This is a genomic window from Noviherbaspirillum aridicola, assembly GCF_019656455.1.
Lineage (GTDB): Bacteria > Pseudomonadota > Gammaproteobacteria > Burkholderiales > Burkholderiaceae_D > Noviherbaspirillum > Noviherbaspirillum aridicola.
Map to the genome: position 1 here is coordinate 335,812 of NZ_BPMK01000002.1, position 21,116 is coordinate 356,927.

Genomic DNA, 21,116 nt, shown 5'->3' on the forward strand with positions numbered 1-21,116 from the left:
CGTCACTGCGCCTTCTGCCGGTAGACGGCATCGACCTTGGCGGCGAGGATGAAGTCGTTTTCCGATATGCCGCCGCGGCCGCCATTGACCGAATGGGTATCGAACTTCACCACGCAGCGGTTGTAGGTGACGGTCAGTTCAGGGTGATGGTCGTCGGCGTGCACCGGCCAGGCGATCGCGTTGACGAAGGCCAGGGTCTCGTAATAGTTGGCGAAGCCGAAGGTCTTGGTCAGCTTGCCCTCTTGCAGCGACCAGCCGTCGACGGCGGCGAGGTACGCCTTGATCTCGGACTCGTCGAGGCCGGTTTCCAGGTGCCGGCCCTTCCTTGCGAGCAGTTCTTCGTTGGTAATCATCTTGTCTCCCTTTACCGGCCGGCCAGCAGGTGCTGGATGCGCACGCTGGCCGGCGGGTGCGAATCATAGAATGCGGAATGCAGCGGGTCCGGCGTCAGCGTCGAGGCATTGTCTTCGTAGAGCTTGACCAGGGCCGAGACCAGGTCCTGCGGATCGGTGTGGCGCGCGGCGAAGGCATCCGCCTCGAACTCATGCTTGCGCGAAGTGATCGAAGCCAGCGGCGACAGCACGAAGGTGAATACCGGCAGCGCCAGCATGAACAGGATCAGCGCCATCGCGTCATTATCGCCGAGCAGCATGGGATTGACGCCGAGGCCGGTGTAGAACCACACCTGTTCTTTCAGGTAGCCGAGCAGCGCCAGGAAGCCGAGCGACAGCGCGAACATCACCACGATGCGCTTGAGCACATGCCTGAGCTTGAAGTGGCCGAGTTCATGGGCGAGCACCGCTTCGATCTCCCGAGGGCCGAGCCGGGCCAGCAGGGTGTCGAAAAAGACGATGCGCTTGGCCGCGCCGAAGCCGGAGAAATAGGCATTGCCATGGGCGCTGCGCCGGGAGCCGTCCATCACGAACAGGCCCTTGGAGGCAAAGCCGACGCGCTGCATCAGGCCCTCGATCCGGGAACGCAGGCCGTCATCCTGCAGCGGCGTGAACTTGTTGAACAGCGGCGCGATGACGGTGGGGTAGAGCACCAGCATCAGCAGCTGGAAGCCGGTCCACACCAGCCACGCGTAGAACCACCAGAGCGCCCCGGCCTTGTCCATCAGCGTCAGCGTCACCCACACCAGCGGCAGTCCGATCACGGCGGCGACGACGGCGTTCTTCATCAGGTCGCTGACGAACAGGCCGATACTCATCTTGTTGAAGCCGAAGCGCGCCTCCAGCACGAACTGCCGGTAGTACTCGAAGGGCAGATCCAGCAGTCCGCTGATGATCGCGAACGCCGCGATCAGCCCGATCTGGTAGGTCATGCCGCCACCGGTGAGCTGGAAGACGGCGTTCGACAGCCATTGCAGCCCGCCGAGCAGCGTGAAGCCGATCAGCACCGCGGCGTTGAACAGCAGCGAGAACAGGCCGAACTGCGTGCGCGCCACCGTGTAATCGGCGGCTTTCTGGTGCGCACCCAGTGGGATCTTTTCGGCAAATTCCGCCGGCACCGCGCCGCGATGCGCGAGCACATGGCGGATGTGGCGCGAGCCCAGCCAGAAGCGCAGCGCCAGCGTGGCAACGAGGAAGCTGACAAAGAGCGCCGAAAACGTAATGGAAGACATGCTGTGCTGTGAGAAAATGGCGGATTCCGAAGGAACAAATTATGTCACAAGCGACTGAAACCAATATTGCCCCGACCAAGCCGGTCCGCCCGAATGAATTCAACCTTGTCTGGCTCGACATGGAAATGACCGGCCTGGACCCGGACAACGACCGCATCATCGAAGTAGCGGTGGTCGTCACCGATTCCGAGCTGAACGTCATCGCCGAAGGTCCGGTGTTTGCAATTCATCAACCGGACGAGGTGCTGGACCGCATGGATGCCTGGAACAAGGGCACCCACGGCCGCTCCGGCCTGATCGACCGCGTCAAGGCGTCGACTGTCACCGAGGCCCAGGCCGAGACCGAGCTGATTGCCTTCCTCAGGCAGTATGTCCCGGCCGGCAAGTCGCCGATGTGCGGCAACAGCATTTGCCAGGACCGCCGCTTCATGGCGCGGGGCATGCCCAAACTCGAAGCCTTTTTCCATTACCGCAACCTGGACGTGTCCACGCTCAAGGAGCTGTGCAAGCGCTGGAAGCCGGAAATCGCCAGCGGCTTCAAGAAGGCGCAGAAGCACACCGCCCTGGCCGACATCGTGGAGTCGATCGAAGAACTGCGCTACTACCGCGAGCACTTCATCAAGCTCTGACCGTTCCGGCGCGAAGATATTCCCCGTTCGGCCCGCGGCGCCCCCTCGGCGTCACGAGCCGGTAGAATTCCGTCCTTTTTCCTTAGGCGCACCATGGCCTCCGCAACCGACCTGCCGTCGCAAGACGCCACCGATACTCCCGCCGAGGGCCGCAAGCCCGCGACCGACCTGATTGCGCGCGAAGTCGCGCGGCGCCGCACTTTCGGCATCATTTCCCACCCTGATGCCGGCAAGACGACGCTTACCGAGAAACTGCTGCTGTTCTCCGGCGCGATCCAGCTCGCCGGCACGGTCAAGGCGCGCAAGAGCGGCCGCCACGCGACCTCCGACTGGATGGAGATCGAGAAGCAGCGCGGCATTTCCGTGGCCAGCTCGGTGATGCAGTTCGAGTACCGCGAGCACGTGGTCAACCTGCTCGACACGCCCGGCCACCAGGACTTTTCCGAAGATACCTATCGCGTGCTGACCGCGGTCGACTCCGCGCTGATGGTGATCGATGCCGCCAAGGGCGTGGAAGAGCAGACCATCAAGCTGCTCAATGTCTGCCGCATGCGGGCCACGCCCATCCTCACCTTCATGAACAAGATGGACCGCGAGACGCGCGACCCGCTCGAGCTGCTCGACGAGGTGGAGTCGGTGCTCAAGATTCAGTGCGCACCGGTGACCTGGCCGATCGGCATGGGCAAGAACTTCCGCGGCGTCTACCATCTGCTGCGCGACGAGATCCTGCTGTTCAAGGCGGGCGAGGAGCGCGCCGACCAGGAATTCGAAGTCATCAAGGGCATTGACAATCCTCGCCTGGCGGAGATGTTCCCGCTTGAGATGGACCAGCTGAAGATGGAAGTGGAGCTGGTGCACGGCGCCTCGCACCCCTTCGATCTCGACGCCTTCCTCGCCGGTACGCAGACGCCGGTCTTCTTCGGTTCGGCGATCAACAATTTCGGCGTGCGCGAAATCCTCAACGCGCTGCTCGACTGGGCGCCCGCCCCGCGTCCGCGCGATGCGACGGTGCGTTCGGTGCAGCCGCAGGAAGCGCCGTTCTCCGGTTTCGTCTTCAAGATCCAGGCCAACATGGATCCGGCGCACCGTGACCGCATCGCCTTCCTGCGGGTGTGCTCCGGCCGCTTCGAACGCGGGATGAAGATCAAGCATCTGCGCCTCAATCGCGAGATCAAGGTATCGAGCGTGGTGACCTTCATGGCCTCCACCCGCGAGCAGGTGGAAGAGGCCTATGCGGGCGACATCATCGGCCTGCCCAACCACGGCAACATGCAGATCGGCGACAGCTTCTCCGAGGGCGAGCTGCTCCAGTTCACCGGCATTCCGTACTTCGCGCCCGACATGTTCCGTGTCGTCCGCATCCGCAATCCGCTCAAGATCAAGCAGCTCCAGAAGGGGCTGCAGCAGCTGGGCGAGGAGGGCGCGGTGCAGGTGTTCAAGCCGGTGCACGGCGGCGACCTGATCCTCGGCGCGGTTGGCGTGCTGCAGTTCGAGGTGGTCGCCAGCCGGCTGATGAACGAGTACGGCGTCGACGCGCTGTTCGAGACCGCGAGCATCAGCAGCGCGCGCTGGATCTCGAGCGACGACAAGAAGGCGCTGGCCGATTTCGAGAAGTCGTCCGCCGGCGCCAACATCGCCTACGACGCCGCCGGCAACATGGCTTATCTCGCCACCTCCGGCGTCAACCTGAAGCTCACCCAGGAGCGCTGGCCGCAGCTCACCTTCCATGCGACCCGGGAGCATGCGGTAAAGGTCGGCTGAGCGACCGGAGGTCCGGAATTCGCTTGCGGCAAGATGTCGGGAGTAGCCGCTTTTTTAGCGGCAAAAGATAGATGGATCGCGGGAGTTCTGTCGGCAGTTTGAGCCGGGTCAAGGGCGCGGGGAAGCTCCGTCCTATACTCGGCGGACTGCATTTTTCCCTTGAGCCCCACCAAGCCGCCGCCAATGGGAACGGCGAGCGGGGACTCCCCGCATCCGTCTTTCTACATGTGAACGCCCATGCTGACTTCCACTTATTCCCTCGTCGCGATCACGGCCGAACAAGAACGCTCGCGCGGCATGCTGGCCCGGCTGCGCCAGCATTTCCAGAACGCCTGGAAAGGCGTCGTGCAGGCCGACTTCGGCATCCTCGAGAACGCCTGCCAGCGGCTCATGCAGTTCGATAATTTCTTCCGTTGCCGCAAGATCGACACCTATCTGGTACCGGTGATGCGGATGATGGGGCGCGAGGCGCAGTCCATCGTCAGCGAACTCGAATCCCTTGCCGCCCGGGCTGCGGGCATGCTCGATCGCATCCGCCAGCAGCTACGCAGCGCCGACACACGCGCCGCGCCGGACGCCATGCGGGATCTCGTCAGCGGATACTGCGACACCGTGTCCCTCCGGCTCGACCGCGAGGAGCACGAACTGCTGCCCCTGTCGCGGCGCCTGCTCTCGGTCGAGGACTGGTTTTCGATCGCTGCGCGCATGCTGGCCGACGACGGCGGGCGGCGCGGCCGCGCGCCGCGCGCCATCATCCTGCCGCGCGGGGTGAGCCCCGCCGCGCAGCGCGCACTCGGCACGCGCTGACAGCCCTGCTGCCGGCGGCGCTTGCAGTCCGGCAGCTTTCTTGGCATCGTGTCGCCCTTGGTTTCATCCGGGGCACACATGCCGAAGATCCTTCCCCTGCACCGCATCACCCGCTTTACCCGCTTCACCCGGTTCTCGCTGCGCGACTTCATCGTCGCCGCCGGTCCCGCTGCGCTCGCCGTGCTCGTGACAGGCCTGCTGGCCTACTGGCTGGTCGATCCCGCGCCGCCGAAAAAGATCGTGATGGCGACCGGCCAGGAGAACAGCGCCTACGAGGCCCTCGGAAGACGGTATGCCGAGGCGTTGCGCCAGTACGATGTCGAACTGGAACTGCGGCCGACGCTCGGCTCGCGCGAGAATCTCGAGCGCTTGCGCCAACCGGATTCCGGGGTCGACGTGGGCTTCGTGCAGAGCGGGTCGACCGCCCAGGAAGATGCGCAGCGCAACGGCCTGGTGTCGTTGGGCAGCTTGTTTACCGAGCCGGTCTGGCTGTTCACCCGCAAGGACGTGACCCGGCTGTCGCAGCTCAAGGGCATGCGCATCAATGTGGGACCGGAGGGTACGGGACTGCCCGGACTGTTCCGGACCATCCTGTCCGTCAACGGCGTCGAACCGGATTCGCTGCGGCTGCGCGACATGCAGAACACCCCGGCCACCGTGGCGCTGCTCGAGGGCCGCATCGACGGGCTGGTCTTCAGTTCCTCGCCGGACGCGCCGCTGATTCAGATGCTGCTGCAGACACCCGGCATCAGGCTGTTCGACTTCGCGCAGGCACAGGCCTACACCCGCCGTTTTCCTTTCCTGACCCATGTCACCCTGCCGCGCGGCATAGTCGACCTCGGTCGCGACATTCCCTCGCGGGATTTCCAGCTCATCGCGCCGACCGCCACCCTGGTCGCGCACGAGTCGCTGCATCCCGCGCTGGTCGATCTGCTGGTGCAGACCGCCGCCTCGGTGCACGGCGGCGCGGGCTGGTTCCAGAAGCAGGGGGAGTTTCCGACGGCGAGCTACAGCGAGATTCCGGTGGCGGAAGCGGCGGTGCGCTTCTATCAGGGAGACAAGCCCTTCCTGCAACGCTATCTGCCGTTCTGGCTTGCCAACTTCCTGCAGCGGATGTGGGTCGTCGTCGTCGCGCTCGGCGCGCTCATCATTCCTCTGTCCCGCATCATCCCGCCGCTCTATGTATGGAAGGTCCGTTCGCGGGTCTATCGCTGGTACGGCCAGCTGCGCGAGGTGGAGCAGGCGGTCGACGAGGCGCAGGCCACCGACCGCGCGGAGGTCTACGGCCGGCAATTGCAGCGGCTGAACGAGATCGAGGAGCGGGTCAACCGCATCTCGATCCCGCTGTCATTCGCCGACGAGCTGTACGGCCTGCGCAGTCACATCAACTTCGTGCGGCGCAGGCTGCTTGCGCTGATGCCCCAGGCCGGGCGGGCGGCGCAGCAGTGAGACCTCAGGCGCCGAGCCAGGGCAAGCCGGCGCGGCACCAGCCGCCGACCGTCTTGCGATGGCCCTCGGCATCCTTGTCGCCCTCGAATCCTTCGAGGATGTCGAAGCAGTTGGCGTAGCCGTTTTCGGTCGCCAGTTTTGCGGCATGGCGCGAACGCACGCCCGAACGGCAGAGAAACAGCAGGACGTCATCCTTGTCCGCCACCTGTGCGAGCTGCTGCAGGAATTCCGGGTTGGGCGTGCCGCCGGGGTAAAGGCTCCATTGCACCGCCGCGTGCTGGGCATCGGGAATCGCGGGGCGGCCGACCCAGTCGCGCTCGGCGTTGGTGCGCACATCGACCAGCCGCACGCGCGGGTTGTTCTGCAGCAGGCTGAAGGCCTCGGTCGGGCTCAGCGCGCCGGCATAAGGCAGTTGCTGTTGCTGGCCGCGCTCACGGGCGGTCGCGAGAATGTCCATCTGCGGCTCCTTGTCCGGGTTGATTGATAGGTCATCATTCTAGCCGGAGCGGACGGTCGACGGTCGCTGCACGAGGTTGGTGCAAAAACGCGCGCCGCGAAGCGATATGCACGCAAACGGTGCAGCAGAAGAAAAAGCGCACCAGGAAAGGGCGTGCCGCTTTGTCATCGCCTGCCGCCAATTTCATTTCAACTGCTCATTATTCCCGCGAAGATGCACGCTTCATCACGGTGCAGTGGAAGTTGTTTTAACTCAAATTGGTGGCATGGAATCTGCTATCATGCCCCGCTGTGTTCTGGTCGCACTTCGGCGCATCCGCGGTACCCCGCAACGACGAACAGGTCGGCTCAAACCAAACAAGCATTCACCCTGTACACCTACTAGCTCATTAGGAGATTCGCATGGCATTGACGGCCGCAGACGTCTTGAAGATGGCGAAGGAAAACGAAGTCAAGTTCGTTGATTTTCGCTTTGCTGACACCCGAGGCAAGGAGCAGCACGTAACCGTACCCGTTTCGCAGTTCGGCATGGACAAGTTCGAGTCCGGCCATGCGTTCGACGGTTCGTCGATCGCCGGCTGGAAGGGCATCGAAGCCTCCGACATGCTGCTGATGCCGGACCCGAATACCGCCAACATCGATCCGTTCATGGAAGAGACCACCCTCTTCATGCAGTGCGACGTGATCGAGCCGTCCGACGGCAAGGGCTATGACCGCGACCCGCGCTCCATCGCCAAGCGCGCCGAAGCCTACCTGAAGTCCACCGGCCTGGGCGACACCGCCTACTTCGGCCCGGAACCCGAATTCTTCATCTTCGACAACGTCCGCTGGAAGATCGACATGTCCGGCTGCTTCGTCAAGATCGGCTCGGAAGAGGCCTCCTGGAGCACCGGCAAGGAGCTCGAAGGCGGCAACACCGGCCATCGTCCGACCGTCAAGGGCGGCTATTTCCCGGTTCCCCCGGTCGACAGCTTCCAGGACATGCGTTCGGAAATGTCGCTCATCCTCGAAGCGATGGGCATCCCGGTTGAAGTGCACCACCATGAAGTCGCAGGCGCCGGCCAGAACGAACTCGGCACCAAGTTCTCGACCCTGGTCGAGCGTGCCGACTGGACCCAGAACATGAAGTACGTGATCTGGAACGTCGCCCACACCTACGGCAAGACCGCGACCTTCATGCCGAAGCCCCTGGTCGGCGACAACGGCTCGGGCATGCACGTGCACCAGTCCGTCTGGAAGGATGGCCAGAACCTGTTCGCGGGCGACGGCTACGCCGGCCTGTCCGAGTTCGCGCTGTACTACATCGGTGGCATCATCAAGCACGCACGCGCGCTGAACGCGATCACCAACCCGGGCACCAACTCGTACAAGCGACTGGTGCCGGGCTTCGAAGCGCCGGTCAAGCTGGCCTACTCGGCACGCAACCGTTCCGCCTCGATCCGTATCCCGCACGTGGCCAACCCGAAGGGCCGCCGCGTCGAAGCACGCTTCCCGGATCCCCTGGCCAACCCGTACCTGTGCTTCTCCGCCCTGCTGATGGCAGGTCTGGACGGCGTGCAGAACAAGATCCACCCGGGAGAAGCCGCGACCAAGGACCTGTACCACCTGCCGCCGGAAGAAGACGCGAAGATCCCGACCGTCTGCTCCTCGCTGGAACAGGCGCTCGAGCACCTCGACAAGGACCGCGAGTTCCTGACCCGCGGCGGCGTGTTCAGCGACACCATGATCGATGCCTACATCGAGCTGAAGATGCAGGAAGTCCAGCGCTTCCGCATGACGACGCATCCGATCGAGTTCGACATGTACTACTCGCTGTAATCGGCGTTCGGCTTCAGAAGAGCAAGCGGGGAAGGCTTCGGCCTTCCCCGTTTTTCTTTGGGGAACTGTTGCGCGGCGTTGCGTTCAGAGTCGGGTGGTTTGTCACGCCGGGCGACTTCACCTAAACTAACTACCCGCGTGTTTAGTTTCTCTTAGGAAATTATGAAACATTCACTGATCGCCCTGATGCTGCTTGCCTCCGCCTGCGGGCAGTCGTGGGCGCAGAGCGAAGTCTTCCTTTGCATCGACGAGAACGGCAAGAGAGAGTACAAGAACACAGGCGCCACCAAGGGCTGCAAGAAGGTCGACCTGCCGGGGATCACGATGATCCCCGCGCCGCCGTCCGTGGCCAGGAAGCCGGTGGTGCAGAATGCCTCGGCCAAGCCGTCCAACCCCGCGCCCGACTTCCCCAAGGTCGACGGCGAAACCCAGAAGACCCGCGACAACGACCGTCGCCAGATCCTGCTCGACGAGATGAAGAGCGAGGAGCAGAAGCTCGCCAATCTCCGGAAGGAGTACAACAACGGCGAACCCGAGCGGCGCGGCGACGAGCGCAACTACGCCAAGTACCAGGAGCGGGTGGCGGCGATGAAGGACGACATCACGCGCGCCGAAAAGAATGTCGAAGCCCTGCGGCGGGAGATCGCGAATCTGAAATAATGTGCGGGGTGGCCGCGCCCCGCGACGAGCAGCACCGGGTATGACGCTTGCATTATCGGGCCGCCACGAGCGGCCCTTTCAACTTTCAAATGCATGTGAAAACACCGACCCACATTTATGACGGCCTTGACCTGCTGTCCTCGGCGGTCATCATCCTCGACGCCGAGAGCAGGGTCAGGTATGCCAATGCCGCGGCCGAGAATCTGTTCGAGCATTCGTTCAAGACGCTCGCCAACCAGAAGCTGGAAGACCTCTTCCTCAACGGCGAGCACCTGGTCGATGTCTTCGGCGAGGCGGTGCAGCACCGCTTCGCCGACAAGCGGCTGGACCTGACGCTGGAGCGCGCCGGGCGCGAGCCGCTGCAGGTGCACGTGATCGTCACCGCGCTCGACAACCCGGACACGCCGGTACTCATCGAGCTGAGGGAAAACGTCAAGCAGCTCAAGCTCGACCGCGAGGAAAGGCTGCTCGACCAGAGCCAGCTGAACAAGGAGCTGATCCGCAACCTCGCGCACGAGATCAAGAATCCGCTCGGCGGCATACGCGGCGCCGCGCAACTGCTCGAGTTTGAACTGCCGGAGCGGCAGCTCAAGGAACTGCGCGAATATACGCAGGTGATCATCAAGGAAGCCGACCGGCTGCAGACCTTGGTCGACCGCCTGCTGGCGCCCCACCGCCGTCCGCACATCGTCGGCGACGTCAACATCCATGAAGTGTGCGAGCGGGTGCGCAGCCTGATCGTCGCGGAATTCCCGGTCGGTCTGACCATCAAGCGCGACTACGATCTGTCGGTCCCCGAGTTCAGGGGCGACAAGGAGCAGCTGATCCAGGCGGTACTCAACATCGCGCACAACGCGGCCCAGGCGCTGTCGTCCCGCATCGCCGAGGGCGACGCGCAGATCACCTTGCGCACGCGGGTGGCGCGCCAGGTGACTCTGGCCAAAGTTCGTTACAGGCTGGCATTAGACTTGCATATCATCGACAACGGGCCAGGCATCCCCTCCGATATCCAGGACCGCATCTTCTACCCGCTGGTATCGGGGCGGGAGGGCGGCAGCGGACTCGGTCTCACGCTGGCGCAGACATTCGTGCAGCAGCATATGGGCGTGATTGAATGCGAGAGCAGGCCGGGATGCACGGACTTCCGGATTTTGATCCCGCTGCCCTGACAGGCAGCCGGATTTCGATAAAGCCAAACGACGGGCGCTGACGACTGACATATGAAGCCAATCTGGATTGTTGATGACGACGAGTCAATTCGCTGGGTACTGGAGAAGGCGCTCGCCCGGGAGAACCTGGCGACCAGGAGCTTTTCGAATGCGCGCGAAGCGCTCGATGCGCTCCAGTCCAGCGTGCCGCAGGTGCTCGTCTCCGACATCCGCATGCCCGGCGAGTCCGGGCTCGAGCTGCTGCAGGCGGTCAAGGCCAGGCATCCGGGCCTGCCCGTCATCGTCATCACGGCCTTCTCCGATCTCGATTCAGCGGTAGCCGCATTCCAGGGCGGCGCCTTCGAATACCTGGCCAAGCCTTTCGACATCGACAAGGCGGTGGAGCTGATCCGGCGCGCGCTCGAAGAAAGCCTGCGCGAATCGGGCGTCGAGCAGGCCGCTGCCGAGACCCCGGAGATACTCGGCCAGGCGCCCGCAATGCAGGACGTGTTCCGCGCGATCGGAAGACTGTCGCAATCGAATGTGACGGTGCTGATCACGGGCGAGTCGGGCACCGGCAAGGAGCTGGTCGCGCGTGCGCTGCACAAGCACAGCCCGCGCGCCGCGCAACCGTACATCGCGCTCAACACGGCGGCGATTCCCAAGGACCTGCTCGAGTCCGAGCTGTTCGGCCATGAGCGGGGCGCCTTCACCGGGGCGCAGGCGATGCGGCGCGGCCGTTTCGAGCAGGCCGAGAACGGCACCCTGTTCCTCGACGAGATCGGCGACATGCCGTTCGACCTGCAGACGCGCCTGCTGCGCGTGCTCTCCGACGGCCACTTCTATCGCGTCGGCGGACACCAGCCGCTCAAGGCGAACGTGCGCGTGATCGCCGCTACGCACCAGAACCTCGAACAGCGCGTGAGGGAAGGGCTGTTCCGCGAGGACTTGTACCACCGGCTCAATGTCATCAGGCTGCGTCTGCCCAGTTTGAGGGAGAGGCGCGAAGACATCCCCCTGCTGACGCGCCACTTTTTGGCGCAGAGTGCCAGACAATTGGGCGTCGAAGCCAAACGCATGTCGGAGGCGGCGATGCACTTCCTCGCCAGCCTCGACCTGCCGGGCAATGTCCGCCAGTTGGAAAACCTGTGCAACTGGATCACCGTGATGGCGCCGGGGCAGACGGTCGAGATCAAGGACCTGCCCGCCGACCTCACCCACGGCCATGAATATCCGCCGGCCGCCGTCGCTCCCGTGTCGGTATCGGTTCCGGCGCCCGCGCCCGGCCACGCGACGCCCGACATCCCGGGCTACCCGTTGCCGGTTGCGGTGACCGCGTCGCCGGCGGTCCCCCCGCCCGACCTCAACGGCAGCGCCAGGCCCGAAAAGGCGGGCTGGATCGCGCTGCTCGAAAGCGAGGCCGCCAGCATGCTCGCCGCGGGCCAGCCGGAGGTGATGGATGCGCTGGGCCGGCAGTTCGAGTCGGCGCTGATCAAGACCGCGCTGCGGCATACGCACGGCCGCAAGAATGACGCCGCGGTACGGCTCGGCATCGGCCGCAATACGATCACCCGCAAGATTCACGAACTCGGGATAGACGGCGCCAAGGAGGAGTAAGGCGACGGGCCGACGCGGGCCGTCAAGCAGAAAGCTTCGGGAAACGCAAGGCGCGCGGCGGCGGCGCGCCTATGATTCCGGTGTTCCCTACCACTTCCTGCAGCCGTCGCCAGCGTGAAGAACAAGTTCAGCATCCTCGATCTCGGCATCGCTGTCTCTGCGACACTGGGACTGACGCTGCTGGCGCTGAACCTGGCCGAAGGCGAGAAGAAGGTCGTGTCCCGCCTCAAGACCCTCTACGGGGTACGCGACCCCCAGTTCCTGCGTTCGATGGGCGTGCTGCTCGGTCCCGGCATCGAGGAAGGCAACCGCATCGAATACCTCGAGAACGGCGACCGCATCTTCCCTGCGATGCTCGACGCGATCCGGTCGGCGCAAAAGACCATCACCTTCGAAACCTTCATCTACTGGTCCGGCACGATCGGCAGGGCGCTTGCCGAAGCGCTGCGCGAGCGCGCGCAGGCCGGTGTGCGGGTGCACGTCCTGCTGGACTGGGCGGGCAGCGTGCGCATGGAATCCGAACTGCTCGACCGGATGAAGCGGGACGGCGTGGAAGTCGAACGCTACCACCAGCCGCGCTGGTACCACCTGGGACGCATGAACAACCGTACCCATCGCAAGCTGCTGGTGGTGGACGGGCGGCTGGGCTTTACGGGCGGGGTCGGCATCGCCGACCAGTGGCTCGGCAATGCGCAGGATGAGGATCATTGGCGCGATGCGCACTTTCGGGTCGAGGGGCCGGTGGTGTCCAAGTTTCAGGCGGTATTCATGGACAACTGGGTCAAGGCGACCGGGCGGGTCCTGCACTCCGCCGACTATTTCCCGAGGCTCGAACCGGCAGGCGATCTGCCGGCGCAGATGTTCAGCAGTTCGCCGACCGGTGGCAGCGAGAGCATGCACCTGATGTATCTGCTGGCGATCGCCGCCGCGCAGGAAAGCATCCTGCTGTCGAGCGCCTACTTCGTCCCGGATGCGCTGGCCGTCGACGCGCTCGTCGATGCCGCGCTGCGCGGCGTGAAGGTGCGCATCATTACGCCGGGCAAGTACATCGATACGATCATGGTGCGCCGCGCCTCCCGCGCACGCTGGGGACGCCTGCTGGAAGCCGGGATCGAGATATACGAGTACCTGCCGACCATGTTCCACTGCAAGGTGATGATCATCGACGGCTACCTGGTGTCGACCGGGTCCACCAACTTCGACAACCGGTCATTCCGCCTCAATGACGAAGCCAACCTGAACATTTACGACGAGGGTTTTGCCGGGATGATGACCGGGGTGTTCGAGCGCGACCTGCAACGGGCGCGGCGTGTCGACCTGGATCAGTGGCGGCACCGGCCGCTGCAGCAGAAGGCGGTCGAGCACGCGACCTCGCTGCTCGGCAAGCAGCTTTAGGTATTGCGGCGGGGATAGCCCTGCGAGGTGATGCGCACCCAGATCCGTTCCTTCTCCTCGTCGCTCATGAAAACCCATTGGGCGACTTCGTCCACGGTCCGCCCGCAGCCGCGGCAAATCTCGTCGAAGGTGGTGGAACAGACGGCGACACAGGGCGTGTCGGGACGGTTGGGTTTCTGCATGGGACGCCTCAAAACGCCAATGATAGGCGAAATCAGTGGGCAGTGTCCGGGCTCGTGATGCAGAGGCGACACCGCCGGAGGCCCGGCGGCCGGGTTGCAACAGGAGTAAGATAGCCGCTTCCCCGCAAGAGCTGTTCCATGGTTTCCGACATACCCGAAGACCGGCCGCGCCCCAAGTCGCCGGCCGACCTGTTCATTTCATTCACCCTCCTCGCATTACAGGGCTTTGGCGGCGTGCTCGCCGTCGTGCAGCGGGAGCTCGTCGAGCGCAAGCGCTGGCTCACTCAGGAAGAGTTCCTGGAGGACTGGGCCGTCGCGCAGATCATGCCGGGACCGAACGTGGTCAACATTTCACTGATGATCGGCGCCCGCAGTTTCGGCTTGCGCGGCGCGCTCGCGGCGCTGGCCGGCATGCTCACCCTGCCGATGATGGTGCTGATCCTGCTGGCGCTGGTTTATGCGCGGTTCGCGGATCATCCGATGACGATAGGCGCGCTGCGGGGCATGGGCGCGGTGGCGGCGGGCCTGATCATCGCCACCGGCCTGAAGCTGATTCCGGCGCTCAAAAACAATGTGCTCGGCAAATCGCTGTCCGCCATGCTCGGCATTGCGTTCTTTGCCGCGATTGCCCTGCTGCGCTGGCCGCTGATGTATGTGCTGCCGTCGCTCGGACTGATCGCCTGCGTCATCGCCTATCGGAAGGTCTCGCCATGACGCTGCAGCTTGCACTCGGCTGGGAAGACTGGCTCGCGCTGTTCAGCCAGTTCCTGTCGTTGTCGCTGCTGGCCGTCGGCGGGGCGATCAGCGTGACGCCCGACATGCACCGCTACCTGGTGGATGAGCAGCGCTGGCTGACCGATGCCCAGTTCACCGCGTCGATCGCGATCGCGCAAGCGGCACCCGGTCCCAACGTGCTCTTTGTCGCCCTCATGGGCTGGAATGTCGGACTCAATGCGGGCGGCATTCCGCAGGCCTTCCTCGGCCTGCTGGCGACCATGGTGGGCATCATGCTCCCCAGCGCCACGCTCACCTATCTCGCCGCCGGCTGGGGTCATCGCAATCGCCACCTGCGCTCGGTGCGCGCTTTCAAGCAGGGCATGGCGCCGGTGGTGATCGCGCTGATGATCGCGACCGGCTGGATCCTCGCCAGCGCCCACGGCGACCCGGCGCGCGACTGGCCGCTCTGGCTGCTCACCGTCACGGTTGCAGTGATTGTCTGGCGCACGCGCCTGCATTTGCTGTGGCTGCTTGGCGCCGGCGCGCTGCTCGGCGCTTTCGGCATCGTCTGACACGGTCCGCCCGACGGAACCATCCGGGCTCCGGTTCCACACACGTGCTCGCCGGCCTGCTGGCAAAGCGGAGGCCGTGGGATGGGATCTTCAAGGGAGCGGCATGAAGGAATTCAATCGTGTGATGACGGAGCGGGACGCTCGCCCGGCCCGCGCCGTCATGCTGTTGTGGCTTGCGAACATCCTGCTGATCGGCGGCGCGGTCATGATTTCGGTGCTGCCTGCCAGCGCCTCGTCGCCAGTGGTTTTTGCAGGTTTCCTCCTCGGACATGCCGTCCTGGTGCTGCACTCGCTGCGGCTGCGCGATCGGGGGCTGCTGGTCCTGAACGCGGCTCTGGGTGCGCTCGATCTTTATGCGTTGGTGATCAGGCTGTGAGAAGTGGCCAGGCCTGCCCCCTGGCTGCAACCCTCAGTGCCGGGCGTCGTTATCCGGCTGTCCGCGGCCGGTCTTTTGCTGCAATTCATCGATACGCCTGGATGCGTCCGCTTTGCTCAGGTTTTCATCCATCTCTTCGCCGGCTTCCTCTGACAGGGTCTTCAGATAGGACTTCTGCGCGCCGGTCATGGGTTCGTCGCCGGTCGTCCAGTCCTTCGGATCCTTGATCATGTTGCTGTTGCCAGCCTGCTCCTGGGTGTGCTTGTCCATGTCGCGCTCCTCGCGGGGGTGTTCACTCCCTAGTGATCGACGGGCAGGACGGATTGTTCCCCCTGGATGGCGTCGTGAACACGTGGAAAGCTGGCGGCAAGCGCGGCCATCAGGTGTTGGGCGCGCACCGGCTTGTACAGGCAGGGCAGGCCGCTCGCCTTGATTTCCGCGATGCGCTCCGAACCGGTCTCGCCCGTGACCAGGAGCGTGCTCAGCGAGGGCGCCGTTTCCCGCAGTGCGAGAAGGAACTCGAGGCCGTTGCGCGCGCCGGGCAATCTGAAATCCGCAATCACCATGTCAAAGCGTATCCGCGCCAGCATCTCCTGCGCCTGCGCGACGGTCCCCGCGCTGCTGACCCTGCAGCCGTATGAAGTCAGCAGCGCAGCCATGGCGTGTCGATTGTCCTCCTCGTCGTCGAGCACCAGGATGTTTCGCGGCAGCTGCTGTTCGTTGGGCAGGGCCAGCGGCGTGCTGACGGCGGGCGCTGCCGTCTCGGGCCGCGCGTTCGGCGCGAGCACCCGGAAGCGGGTGCCGCGCATCGGGCGGGATTCCAGCAGGACCGGGTGGCCGAGCAGTCCCGACAGGCGGCGCACGATGGACAGCCCGATACCGAGACCGAAGGAGCGGTCGCGCTGCGGATTGTCGACCTGGTAGAACTCGTCGAACACCCGCTGCTGGTGTTCGGGGGCGATGCCGATGCCGGTGTCGATCACTTCGAAGCACACCTTCCCTGGATGGCGTCGCCAGGCGCCGGCGCGAGCGGCGACCAGAACACCGCCCTCGCGCGTGTATTTGATCGCATTGTCGATCAGGTTGCCGAGGAGACGTTCCAGCAGCCTGGCGTCGCTCATCACCATCAGCTCGCCCGGCGCGCGCAGGCGCAGCTGCAGTCCCTTCTCGGCCGCCGCCGCGGAGTAGGTCGTGTGCAGCGACAGAAAGAGTTCATGCACGGCCAGCGGCCGCGGCTGGGGCTGTACGGCGCCCGCATCCAGCCGCGATACATCGAGCATGGAGTCGAGCGAATCGCTCAGGATGCGGACCGAATGCGCCAGGCGCGCAACCGTCTCGCCGGCCGGCGGGTCGAAGCGGGAGCGTTCCAGCACGGCGGTGAACAGCGAAATCGCGTGCATCGGCTGGCGCAGGTCATGGCTGGCCGCGGCGAAGAAGCGGCTCTTCTCACGGTTGGCCGCTTCCACCAGGTCCACCTGCTGCGTGAGCCTGCGCGCGAGTTCTTCCTTCTCGAAGCGGGCGGTCAGGGAGTCCACCAGCTGGTCCGACTGCTGGAAGGTCCAGCGCAGGCAGACGGCGAGGTGCAGCAGCAGCGCGGCGGCGAGCGCCCAGCCGACGCCACCCAGCCAAAGATAGTAGCTGGCAAGTCCGGCGCCGAGCGGCAGGCAGAAGGCGGCAACCGCCTGGCGATGTGTGGAGAGCATCGCCGCGCCGGTCGACAGCGCCGCGATCAGATAGGCGGTCAGCCAGGCGCGATAGGCCAGGTCGGCGCCCGGGCCGAGCAGCCAGGGCGCTAGCCCCCATGCCACACCGTGCAGAAAGATGTGACGCATGATGTGGCGCGACCGGATCTGCAGTTCGTGCGCGAGCAGGTGGTCGGGGATCGGGCCGCGGCGGTCGAGCCGTTTCCATTCCAGATAGCTGAAGAGCGAGGAGGCACACACCATTCCGGCCCACAGCAGGACGGTCAGCGACCCGGTGTGCAGGTAAAAGACCACCCAGAGCAGGGTGGCGAAGGGCACGGCGACCAGCGCCCGCAGGGGGCTGATTTTCTTGCGCAGCAGCCGCAACTGCACGCGGCGCACCTGCAGGGAGGCCGGCCGCGCCGGCGTGCCGAGCAGGCGGTCCAGGTTTTGCGTGAAGGCGTCGAAGGAAGTTGGCACGGACTCGGGACGGGTGGCCGCGCGGGCTGCGCGTTCGCTATTGTATGCCGGCAGAGGGAACCGGCAACCGGCGTCGCCGTGCCGCCCACAGGCTGCCGCCGATAAGCGCGGCGCCGGCCAGCAGCGCGGCGCCGCGATGGCGGGCGATGGCATTGTAGAAACTGTACTCCCGCACCAGGGCGGTACGGCCGCTGCGTTCCTGCAGTTCGTCGCGCGGCTGGTAAAGCGCGTCGGGTCCGCCGGACGAAGCGGGCATGCTTGTTTTCTGCAGGCGAAACATCAGCAGTTCCATCATGCGGTCCACCAGGCGCGGGCTCAGGCGCGATCCGATCGCGAGCATTCTCGCCGTCGATCCGACCCGCATTTCGCGGCGCGGATGTTCCGTCAGAAACAGGATGGCGCGGGCCACGGTCTCCGGCGCGTACTGGGGTGGCGGCAGCTTCGGGATGCGATCCAGGTAATTGCGGGCGTGGACGGAGAACATGGTGTCGATCGCGGCCGGCGTCACCAGGCAGACTTCGACAGCCTCCCCCGCTTGTTCCAGTTCCATGCGCAGGGCCTCGGTCCAGGCCTTGACCGCGTGCTTGGCAGCCGAATAGTAGCCGTGCAACGGTGCCGCACGGTCGGCGAAGGCGCTGCCGACATTGATCAGGATGCCGCCTTGCGCCTTCAGCAGGGGCATGGCGGCCAGCGAGCCGTGCACCACGCCCCAGTACACCGTATCGAACAGCCGTGCGCGGTCGGCGGGACTGACCTCGGTCACGCGGCCGAAGATGCCCGCGCCGGCATTGTTGATCCAGGCATCGACGCGCCCGAACCGCTCATGCGCTCGCGCCGCGAGATCCTCCATATCTTTCCGGCTGCCCACGTCCGCCGCCACGCCGACCGCCTCGCAGCCCCGTGCGCGCAGCTCCGCGCACAGCGTCTCGAGCGCCTGGGCGCTGCGTGCGCACAGTACCAGGCGGGCGCCGCGCCTGGCCGCCGCCCGCGCGGTCGAAAGACCGATGCCGCTGGTGGCGCCGGTGATGACGAGGACCTGCTCGGAAAGCGGTTTCGGTCGAAAGGGCATGGAGGTCTCCGGAAAACCGCCGGTTCAGCGAAAAACATGCCATGTTTTTCGCCATTTTCCTTGCTGTGGAAAGATTTGTGTCCTATTCTTTCCGGAGAATCAAAGGAGCGTGATGAATACCCGTCCCAAGACATCGGACCAGGCCGAAAGCGTGCTGTCGCAAGCCCTGCTGCGTGCCGCCGACCTGCTCGGCATCAGCCAGGCCACCATGGCGCGCATTCTCGGTATCAGTCCCGCGACCGCCTCCCGCCTGTACAACGGCAGTTACCTGCTCAGCCGCTCCCGCGAGAAGGAATGGGACTTTGCCGTCCTGTTCGTCCGGGTATTCCGGTCATTGGACGCGATCGTGGGCCACGGAGAAAACGCGCGCCGCTGGCTGCAGTCGCACAACAAGGCGCTCAACGCGCGCCCGCTCGATCTGCTGACCAGGACCGAGGGCATTGTCCGCGTCCTCGCCTATCTCGATGCCTACCGTGGCCGCATCTGAGCGCCTGATCGCGCTGCAGGCGTGGCGGGCGGTCGAGGCGCAGCACAAGGCGGCGACCATGAAGCTGGTCGACACGCTGGAAGAGCAGCACCTGCTGGAGCAGATACTCGAAGAATCCAAGCCCCCGCTGCCGCCCGAGGCGCGCCATCTGCACTGGCTGCTGTTTACCCCGTTCCGCTATCCGCCGCTGCCGCGCGGTTCCCGTTTCCGCGCGGCGGACGATCCCGGGGTGTTTTACGGCGCCGACGAGCGCCGTACGGCATGCGCGGAGCTGGGCTACTGGCGCTGGCGCTTTCTGATGGAAAGCGAACTCGACATGCTCGACCCGATCCAGCAGACCCTGTTCCAGGTGCAACTCGAAGGCAATGCGGTCGACCTGAGCAGAGCGCCCTGGCGCGCGCAGCGTAAAAAATGGATGGACCCGGCGGATTATTCACACTGCCAGGCGCTGGCGCGCGAGTTGCGGCAGCAGGGCGTGCAGATGATCCGCTATGAATCGGTGCGCGACAGGGCCGGCGGAATGTGCGTCGCAGTGCTCGAGCCCGGCGCCTTCTCCCGTCCGGAACCGGTCTGCAGCCAGACCTGGATACTGAGCGTGGGCCGCGGCCGCGTGATCTGGCAGCAGGACAGCATTTTCGAGGCCGATGCTTTCGAATTCCCGACCGAGGGCTGGGATTAGTGGCTGTTCTGGCAAGCAAACGGACATTACGATACAAAACCGCGGGGGCGCGACAAGCGCGGGATACATCAATCAGGCAATATTGCGGCCATCTGCATGCCCGGCCCGGTTTCTGCATGTCCACCCCGGTCCGCCGGCATGGCCACCGACAGCAACCCGAAAGACCCGATGGATCGACAAACTCCGCCCCCGCCCGACACAGCGCATCGCCCCGTATCTCGCCGCAAATCCCTGGTCGGCAGTGTCATCGCCGTCCTGGTGCTGGCATTGCTCGGCGGCCTTGCCTGGTACCTGGTGCAGCAGTCGAACTCGCCGCAGGGCGCCGGGCCGGGCGGCAGGCGCGGCCCGCCGCCGACCACGGTGGGTATTGCCACCGTCGAGCAACAGGACATCCCGGTGATCGTCGAAGCGCTCGGCACGGTGACCGCGAGCGCGGTGGCGACGGTGCGGCCTCAGGTCTCCGGCGTGCTGCAGCAGGTGCATTTCACCGAGGGCCAGATGGTGCGCTCCGGCCAGCTCCTGGCCACCATCGATCCGCGCCAGTTCGAGATCGCATTGATGCAGGCGACCGGCCAGCGCCAGCGCGACGAGGCGCAGCTCGAGAACGCGCGCGTCACCCTGGCGCGCTACAAGACCCTGCTTGAGCAGGATTCGATTGCGCGCCAGGAAGTCGACAGCCAGGCCGCGCTGGTCAAGCAGCTCGAGGGTACGGTGGCGATGGACCGCGCCGCGGAAAGCACGGCGCGCCTCAATCTCAGCTACACCCGCATCACGGCGCCGATCACGGGCCGCGTCGGCCTGCGCACGGTCGATGTCGGCAACCTCGTCAGCAGCAGCGATGCCAATGGCATTGCCGACATCACCCAGGTATCGCCGATCGACGTCGAGTTCGCCCTGCCGCAGGACCTGGTGCCGGCGCTGCGCGCGCGCCTCGAGGAGGGGGCCGAACTGCGGGTGGAGGCGCTCGACCGCGGCCGCATCGACGTACTGGACACCGGCAAGTTTCTCGCGCTCGACAACCAGGTCGATCCGCAGACCGGGACCGTCAAGGCCAAGGCGCGTTTCACCAATGCCAGGTCGGCGCTGTTCCCGAGCCAGTTCGTCAACGCGCGGCTGCTGCTGCGTACGATAGAGGGCGCGCTGGTGGTGCCGGTCAACGCCGTGCGCCATGGCGGCAGCGGCGACTACGTGTATGTCGTCGATACCGAGGAGCGCAAGGTTGCGCTGCGGCCGGTCAGGCGCGGCCAGGCCACCGCCGACCGGGTGCAAATCCTGTCAGGCCTGCAGCCCGGCGAAAAGGTCGTGACCGAGGGCGCCGACCGGCTCAAGGACGGCGCCAGCGTCACCCTGCCGGGCGAGAACCGCGGGCAGGGCGCTCCCCGCGCCGACGGCAAGGGCGCCGGCGGCGAGGCCCGCGGCGAACGTCGCCGTGCCCAGGCCGCACCCCAATAACCCGTTGCGGCGCCGTCTGCACCGCGCGGCGTCCTTCCTCAACCGGAAAGCAATCG

General features: G+C 65.2%; 22 protein-coding genes. 15 read left to right on the forward strand and 7 right to left on the reverse strand.

The annotated features are described in order from the left end of the window. Positions 1–2: 2 nt before the first annotated feature. Entirely contained in the window at positions 3–353 is a 351-nt protein-coding gene (locus NCCP691_RS03405) for a 4a-hydroxytetrahydrobiopterin dehydratase (protein WP_220806838.1), read from the reverse strand. An 11-nt stretch (positions 354–364) separates the two neighbouring features. After that, the gene (locus tag NCCP691_RS03410; RefSeq protein WP_220806839.1) at positions 365–1,624 is read right to left on the reverse strand and encodes a M48 family metallopeptidase; all 1,260 of its coding nucleotides are present in this window, start codon (positions 1,622–1,624) and stop codon (positions 365–367) included. Positions 1,625–1,665: 41 nt separating this feature from the next. Between NCCP691_RS03410 and orn the strand changes: the two genes are divergently transcribed. From orn to NCCP691_RS03430, 4 genes are all read left to right on the forward strand, one after another. Beyond that, complete coding sequence (gene orn, locus NCCP691_RS03415) at positions 1,666–2,253, forward strand: oligoribonuclease (protein WP_220806840.1); 588 nt, start codon at positions 1,666–1,668, stop codon at positions 2,251–2,253. Between the two features lie 93 nt (positions 2,254–2,346). Then, entirely contained in the window at positions 2,347–4,014 is a 1,668-nt protein-coding gene (locus NCCP691_RS03420) for a peptide chain release factor 3 (RefSeq protein WP_220806841.1), read from the forward strand. A gap of 237 nt (positions 4,015–4,251) precedes the next feature. Further along, positions 4,252–4,821 carry a hypothetical protein gene (locus NCCP691_RS03425; protein WP_220806842.1) on the forward strand — a complete coding sequence of 190 codons (570 nt, stop codon included), beginning with the start codon at positions 4,252–4,254 and terminating at the stop codon, positions 4,819–4,821. A 78-nt stretch (positions 4,822–4,899) separates the two neighbouring features. After that, positions 4,900–6,270, forward strand: coding sequence for a TAXI family TRAP transporter solute-binding subunit (locus NCCP691_RS03430; protein ID WP_220806843.1), 1,371 nt, complete (start codon positions 4,900–4,902; stop codon positions 6,268–6,270). Positions 6,271–6,274: 4 nt separating this feature from the next. Here NCCP691_RS03430 and NCCP691_RS03435 read toward each other — a convergent pair whose 3' ends face one another. Further along, complete coding sequence (locus tag NCCP691_RS03435; protein WP_220806844.1) at positions 6,275–6,727, reverse strand: rhodanese-like domain-containing protein; 453 nt, start codon at positions 6,725–6,727, stop codon at positions 6,275–6,277. 401 nt (positions 6,728–7,128) lie between these two features. Between NCCP691_RS03435 and glnA the strand changes: the two genes are divergently transcribed. From glnA to cls, 5 genes are all read left to right on the forward strand, one after another. Further along, a complete protein-coding gene (gene glnA, locus NCCP691_RS03440) occupies positions 7,129–8,544 on the forward strand; it encodes a type I glutamate--ammonia ligase (protein WP_220806845.1) in 1,416 nt (471 codons plus the stop codon). Positions 8,545–8,706: 162 nt separating this feature from the next. Next, positions 8,707–9,204 carry a DUF4124 domain-containing protein gene (locus NCCP691_RS03445; RefSeq protein WP_220806846.1) on the forward strand — a complete coding sequence of 166 codons (498 nt, stop codon included), beginning with the start codon at positions 8,707–8,709 and terminating at the stop codon, positions 9,202–9,204. Positions 9,205–9,293: 89 nt separating this feature from the next. Beyond that, on the forward strand, positions 9,294–10,373 hold the full coding sequence (gene glnL, locus NCCP691_RS03450; RefSeq protein ID WP_220806847.1) for a nitrogen regulation protein NR(II): 1,080 nt from the start codon (positions 9,294–9,296) through the stop codon (positions 10,371–10,373). 51 nt (positions 10,374–10,424) lie between these two features. Next, on the forward strand, positions 10,425–11,969 hold the full coding sequence (gene ntrC, locus NCCP691_RS03455) for a nitrogen regulation protein NR(I) (protein ID WP_220806848.1): 1,545 nt from the start codon (positions 10,425–10,427) through the stop codon (positions 11,967–11,969). A 132-nt stretch (positions 11,970–12,101) separates the two neighbouring features. Then, entirely contained in the window at positions 12,102–13,364 is a 1,263-nt protein-coding gene (gene cls / locus NCCP691_RS03460) for a cardiolipin synthase (RefSeq protein ID WP_373870319.1), read from the forward strand. Here the strand turns inward: cls and NCCP691_RS03465 are convergent. Beyond that, complete coding sequence (locus tag NCCP691_RS03465; RefSeq protein ID WP_220806850.1) at positions 13,361–13,546, reverse strand: DUF1289 domain-containing protein; 186 nt, start codon at positions 13,544–13,546, stop codon at positions 13,361–13,363. The two genes, cls and NCCP691_RS03465, sit on opposite strands and share 4 nt — an antisense overlap. Before the next feature lie 138 nt (positions 13,547–13,684). Between NCCP691_RS03465 and NCCP691_RS03470 the strand changes: the two genes are divergently transcribed. The 3 genes from NCCP691_RS03470 to NCCP691_RS03480 all read left to right on the forward strand — a co-directional run bounded on the left by NCCP691_RS03470 (position 13,685) and on the right by NCCP691_RS03480 (position 15,211). After that, a complete protein-coding gene (locus tag NCCP691_RS03470; RefSeq protein WP_220806851.1) occupies positions 13,685–14,260 on the forward strand; it encodes a chromate transporter in 576 nt (191 codons plus the stop codon). Further along, on the forward strand, positions 14,257–14,835 hold the full coding sequence (locus tag NCCP691_RS03475) for a chromate transporter (protein ID WP_220806852.1): 579 nt from the start codon (positions 14,257–14,259) through the stop codon (positions 14,833–14,835). Before NCCP691_RS03470 ends, NCCP691_RS03475 begins: the two co-directional genes overlap by 4 nt. A 103-nt stretch (positions 14,836–14,938) precedes the next feature. Continuing rightward, entirely contained in the window at positions 14,939–15,211 is a 273-nt protein-coding gene (locus NCCP691_RS03480; protein ID WP_220806853.1) for a hypothetical protein, read from the forward strand. A 33-nt stretch (positions 15,212–15,244) separates the two neighbouring features. Here NCCP691_RS03480 and NCCP691_RS03485 read toward each other — a convergent pair whose 3' ends face one another. From NCCP691_RS03485 to NCCP691_RS03495, 3 genes are read right to left on the reverse strand one after another with little or no spacing between them, the layout of a single operon-like run. Continuing rightward, a complete protein-coding gene (locus tag NCCP691_RS03485; protein WP_220806854.1) occupies positions 15,245–15,481 on the reverse strand; it encodes a DUF3072 domain-containing protein in 237 nt (78 codons plus the stop codon). A 29-nt stretch (positions 15,482–15,510) separates the two neighbouring features. Then, on the reverse strand, positions 15,511–17,373 hold the full coding sequence (locus tag NCCP691_RS03490) for an ATP-binding response regulator (RefSeq protein WP_220806855.1): 1,863 nt from the start codon (positions 17,371–17,373) through the stop codon (positions 15,511–15,513). 37 nt (positions 17,374–17,410) lie between these two features. After that, positions 17,411–18,442 (reverse strand): SDR family oxidoreductase, encoded by a 1,032-nt coding sequence (locus NCCP691_RS03495; RefSeq protein ID WP_220806856.1) that lies wholly within the window; start codon positions 18,440–18,442, stop codon positions 17,411–17,413. A gap of 112 nt (positions 18,443–18,554) precedes the next feature. On the opposite strand from NCCP691_RS03495, the gene NCCP691_RS03500 reads away from it, so the two are divergent. From NCCP691_RS03500 to NCCP691_RS03510, 3 genes are all read left to right on the forward strand, one after another. Then, complete coding sequence (locus NCCP691_RS03500; protein ID WP_220806857.1) at positions 18,555–18,929, forward strand: antitoxin Xre/MbcA/ParS toxin-binding domain-containing protein; 375 nt, start codon at positions 18,555–18,557, stop codon at positions 18,927–18,929. Then, positions 18,907–19,608: an RES family NAD+ phosphorylase gene (locus NCCP691_RS03505; RefSeq protein WP_238482288.1), complete on the forward strand. Its 702-nt coding sequence runs from the start codon at positions 18,907–18,909 to the stop codon at positions 19,606–19,608. The genes NCCP691_RS03500 and NCCP691_RS03505 overlap by 23 nt, the downstream gene beginning before the upstream one ends. Before the next feature lie 168 nt (positions 19,609–19,776). Continuing rightward, positions 19,777–21,060 carry an efflux RND transporter periplasmic adaptor subunit gene (locus tag NCCP691_RS03510; RefSeq protein ID WP_220806858.1) on the forward strand — a complete coding sequence of 428 codons (1,284 nt, stop codon included), beginning with the start codon at positions 19,777–19,779 and terminating at the stop codon, positions 21,058–21,060. Positions 21,061–21,116 lie beyond the last annotated feature (56 nt).

Coding starts and splice junctions, on each gene's coding strand:
- NCCP691_RS03495 (WP_220806856.1), bottom strand. CDS start 18,442: ATGCCCTTTCGACCGAAACCGCTTTCCGAGCAGGTCCTCGTCATCACC.
- NCCP691_RS03470 (WP_220806851.1), top strand. CDS start 13,685: ATGGTTTCCGACATACCCGAAGACCGGCCGCGCCCCAAGTCGCCGGCC.
- NCCP691_RS03405 (WP_220806838.1), bottom strand. CDS start 353: ATGATTACCAACGAAGAACTGCTCGCAAGGAAGGGCCGGCACCTGGAA.
- glnL (WP_220806847.1), top strand. CDS start 9,294: ATGCATGTGAAAACACCGACCCACATTTATGACGGCCTTGACCTGCTG.
- NCCP691_RS03505 (WP_238482288.1), top strand. CDS start 18,907: ATGCCTACCGTGGCCGCATCTGAGCGCCTGATCGCGCTGCAGGCGTGG.
- NCCP691_RS03410 (WP_220806839.1), bottom strand. CDS start 1,624: ATGTCTTCCATTACGTTTTCGGCGCTCTTTGTCAGCTTCCTCGTTGCC.
- NCCP691_RS03420 (WP_220806841.1), top strand. CDS start 2,347: ATGGCCTCCGCAACCGACCTGCCGTCGCAAGACGCCACCGATACTCCC.
- NCCP691_RS03475 (WP_220806852.1), top strand. CDS start 14,257: ATGACGCTGCAGCTTGCACTCGGCTGGGAAGACTGGCTCGCGCTGTTC.
- glnA (WP_220806845.1), top strand. CDS start 7,129: ATGGCATTGACGGCCGCAGACGTCTTGAAGATGGCGAAGGAAAACGAA.
- NCCP691_RS03465 (WP_220806850.1), bottom strand. CDS start 13,546: ATGCAGAAACCCAACCGTCCCGACACGCCCTGTGTCGCCGTCTGTTCC.
- NCCP691_RS03435 (WP_220806844.1), bottom strand. CDS start 6,727: ATGGACATTCTCGCGACCGCCCGTGAGCGCGGCCAGCAACAGCAACTG.
- NCCP691_RS03445 (WP_220806846.1), top strand. CDS start 8,707: ATGAAACATTCACTGATCGCCCTGATGCTGCTTGCCTCCGCCTGCGGG.
- orn (WP_220806840.1), top strand. CDS start 1,666: ATGTCACAAGCGACTGAAACCAATATTGCCCCGACCAAGCCGGTCCGC.
- NCCP691_RS03510 (WP_220806858.1), top strand. CDS start 19,777: ATGGATCGACAAACTCCGCCCCCGCCCGACACAGCGCATCGCCCCGTA.
- NCCP691_RS03430 (WP_220806843.1), top strand. CDS start 4,900: ATGCCGAAGATCCTTCCCCTGCACCGCATCACCCGCTTTACCCGCTTC.
- NCCP691_RS03425 (WP_220806842.1), top strand. CDS start 4,252: ATGCTGACTTCCACTTATTCCCTCGTCGCGATCACGGCCGAACAAGAA.
- NCCP691_RS03485 (WP_220806854.1), bottom strand. CDS start 15,481: ATGGACAAGCACACCCAGGAGCAGGCTGGCAACAGCAACATGATCAAG.
- ntrC (WP_220806848.1), top strand. CDS start 10,425: ATGAAGCCAATCTGGATTGTTGATGACGACGAGTCAATTCGCTGGGTA.
- NCCP691_RS03480 (WP_220806853.1), top strand. CDS start 14,939: ATGAAGGAATTCAATCGTGTGATGACGGAGCGGGACGCTCGCCCGGCC.
- NCCP691_RS03500 (WP_220806857.1), top strand. CDS start 18,555: ATGAATACCCGTCCCAAGACATCGGACCAGGCCGAAAGCGTGCTGTCG.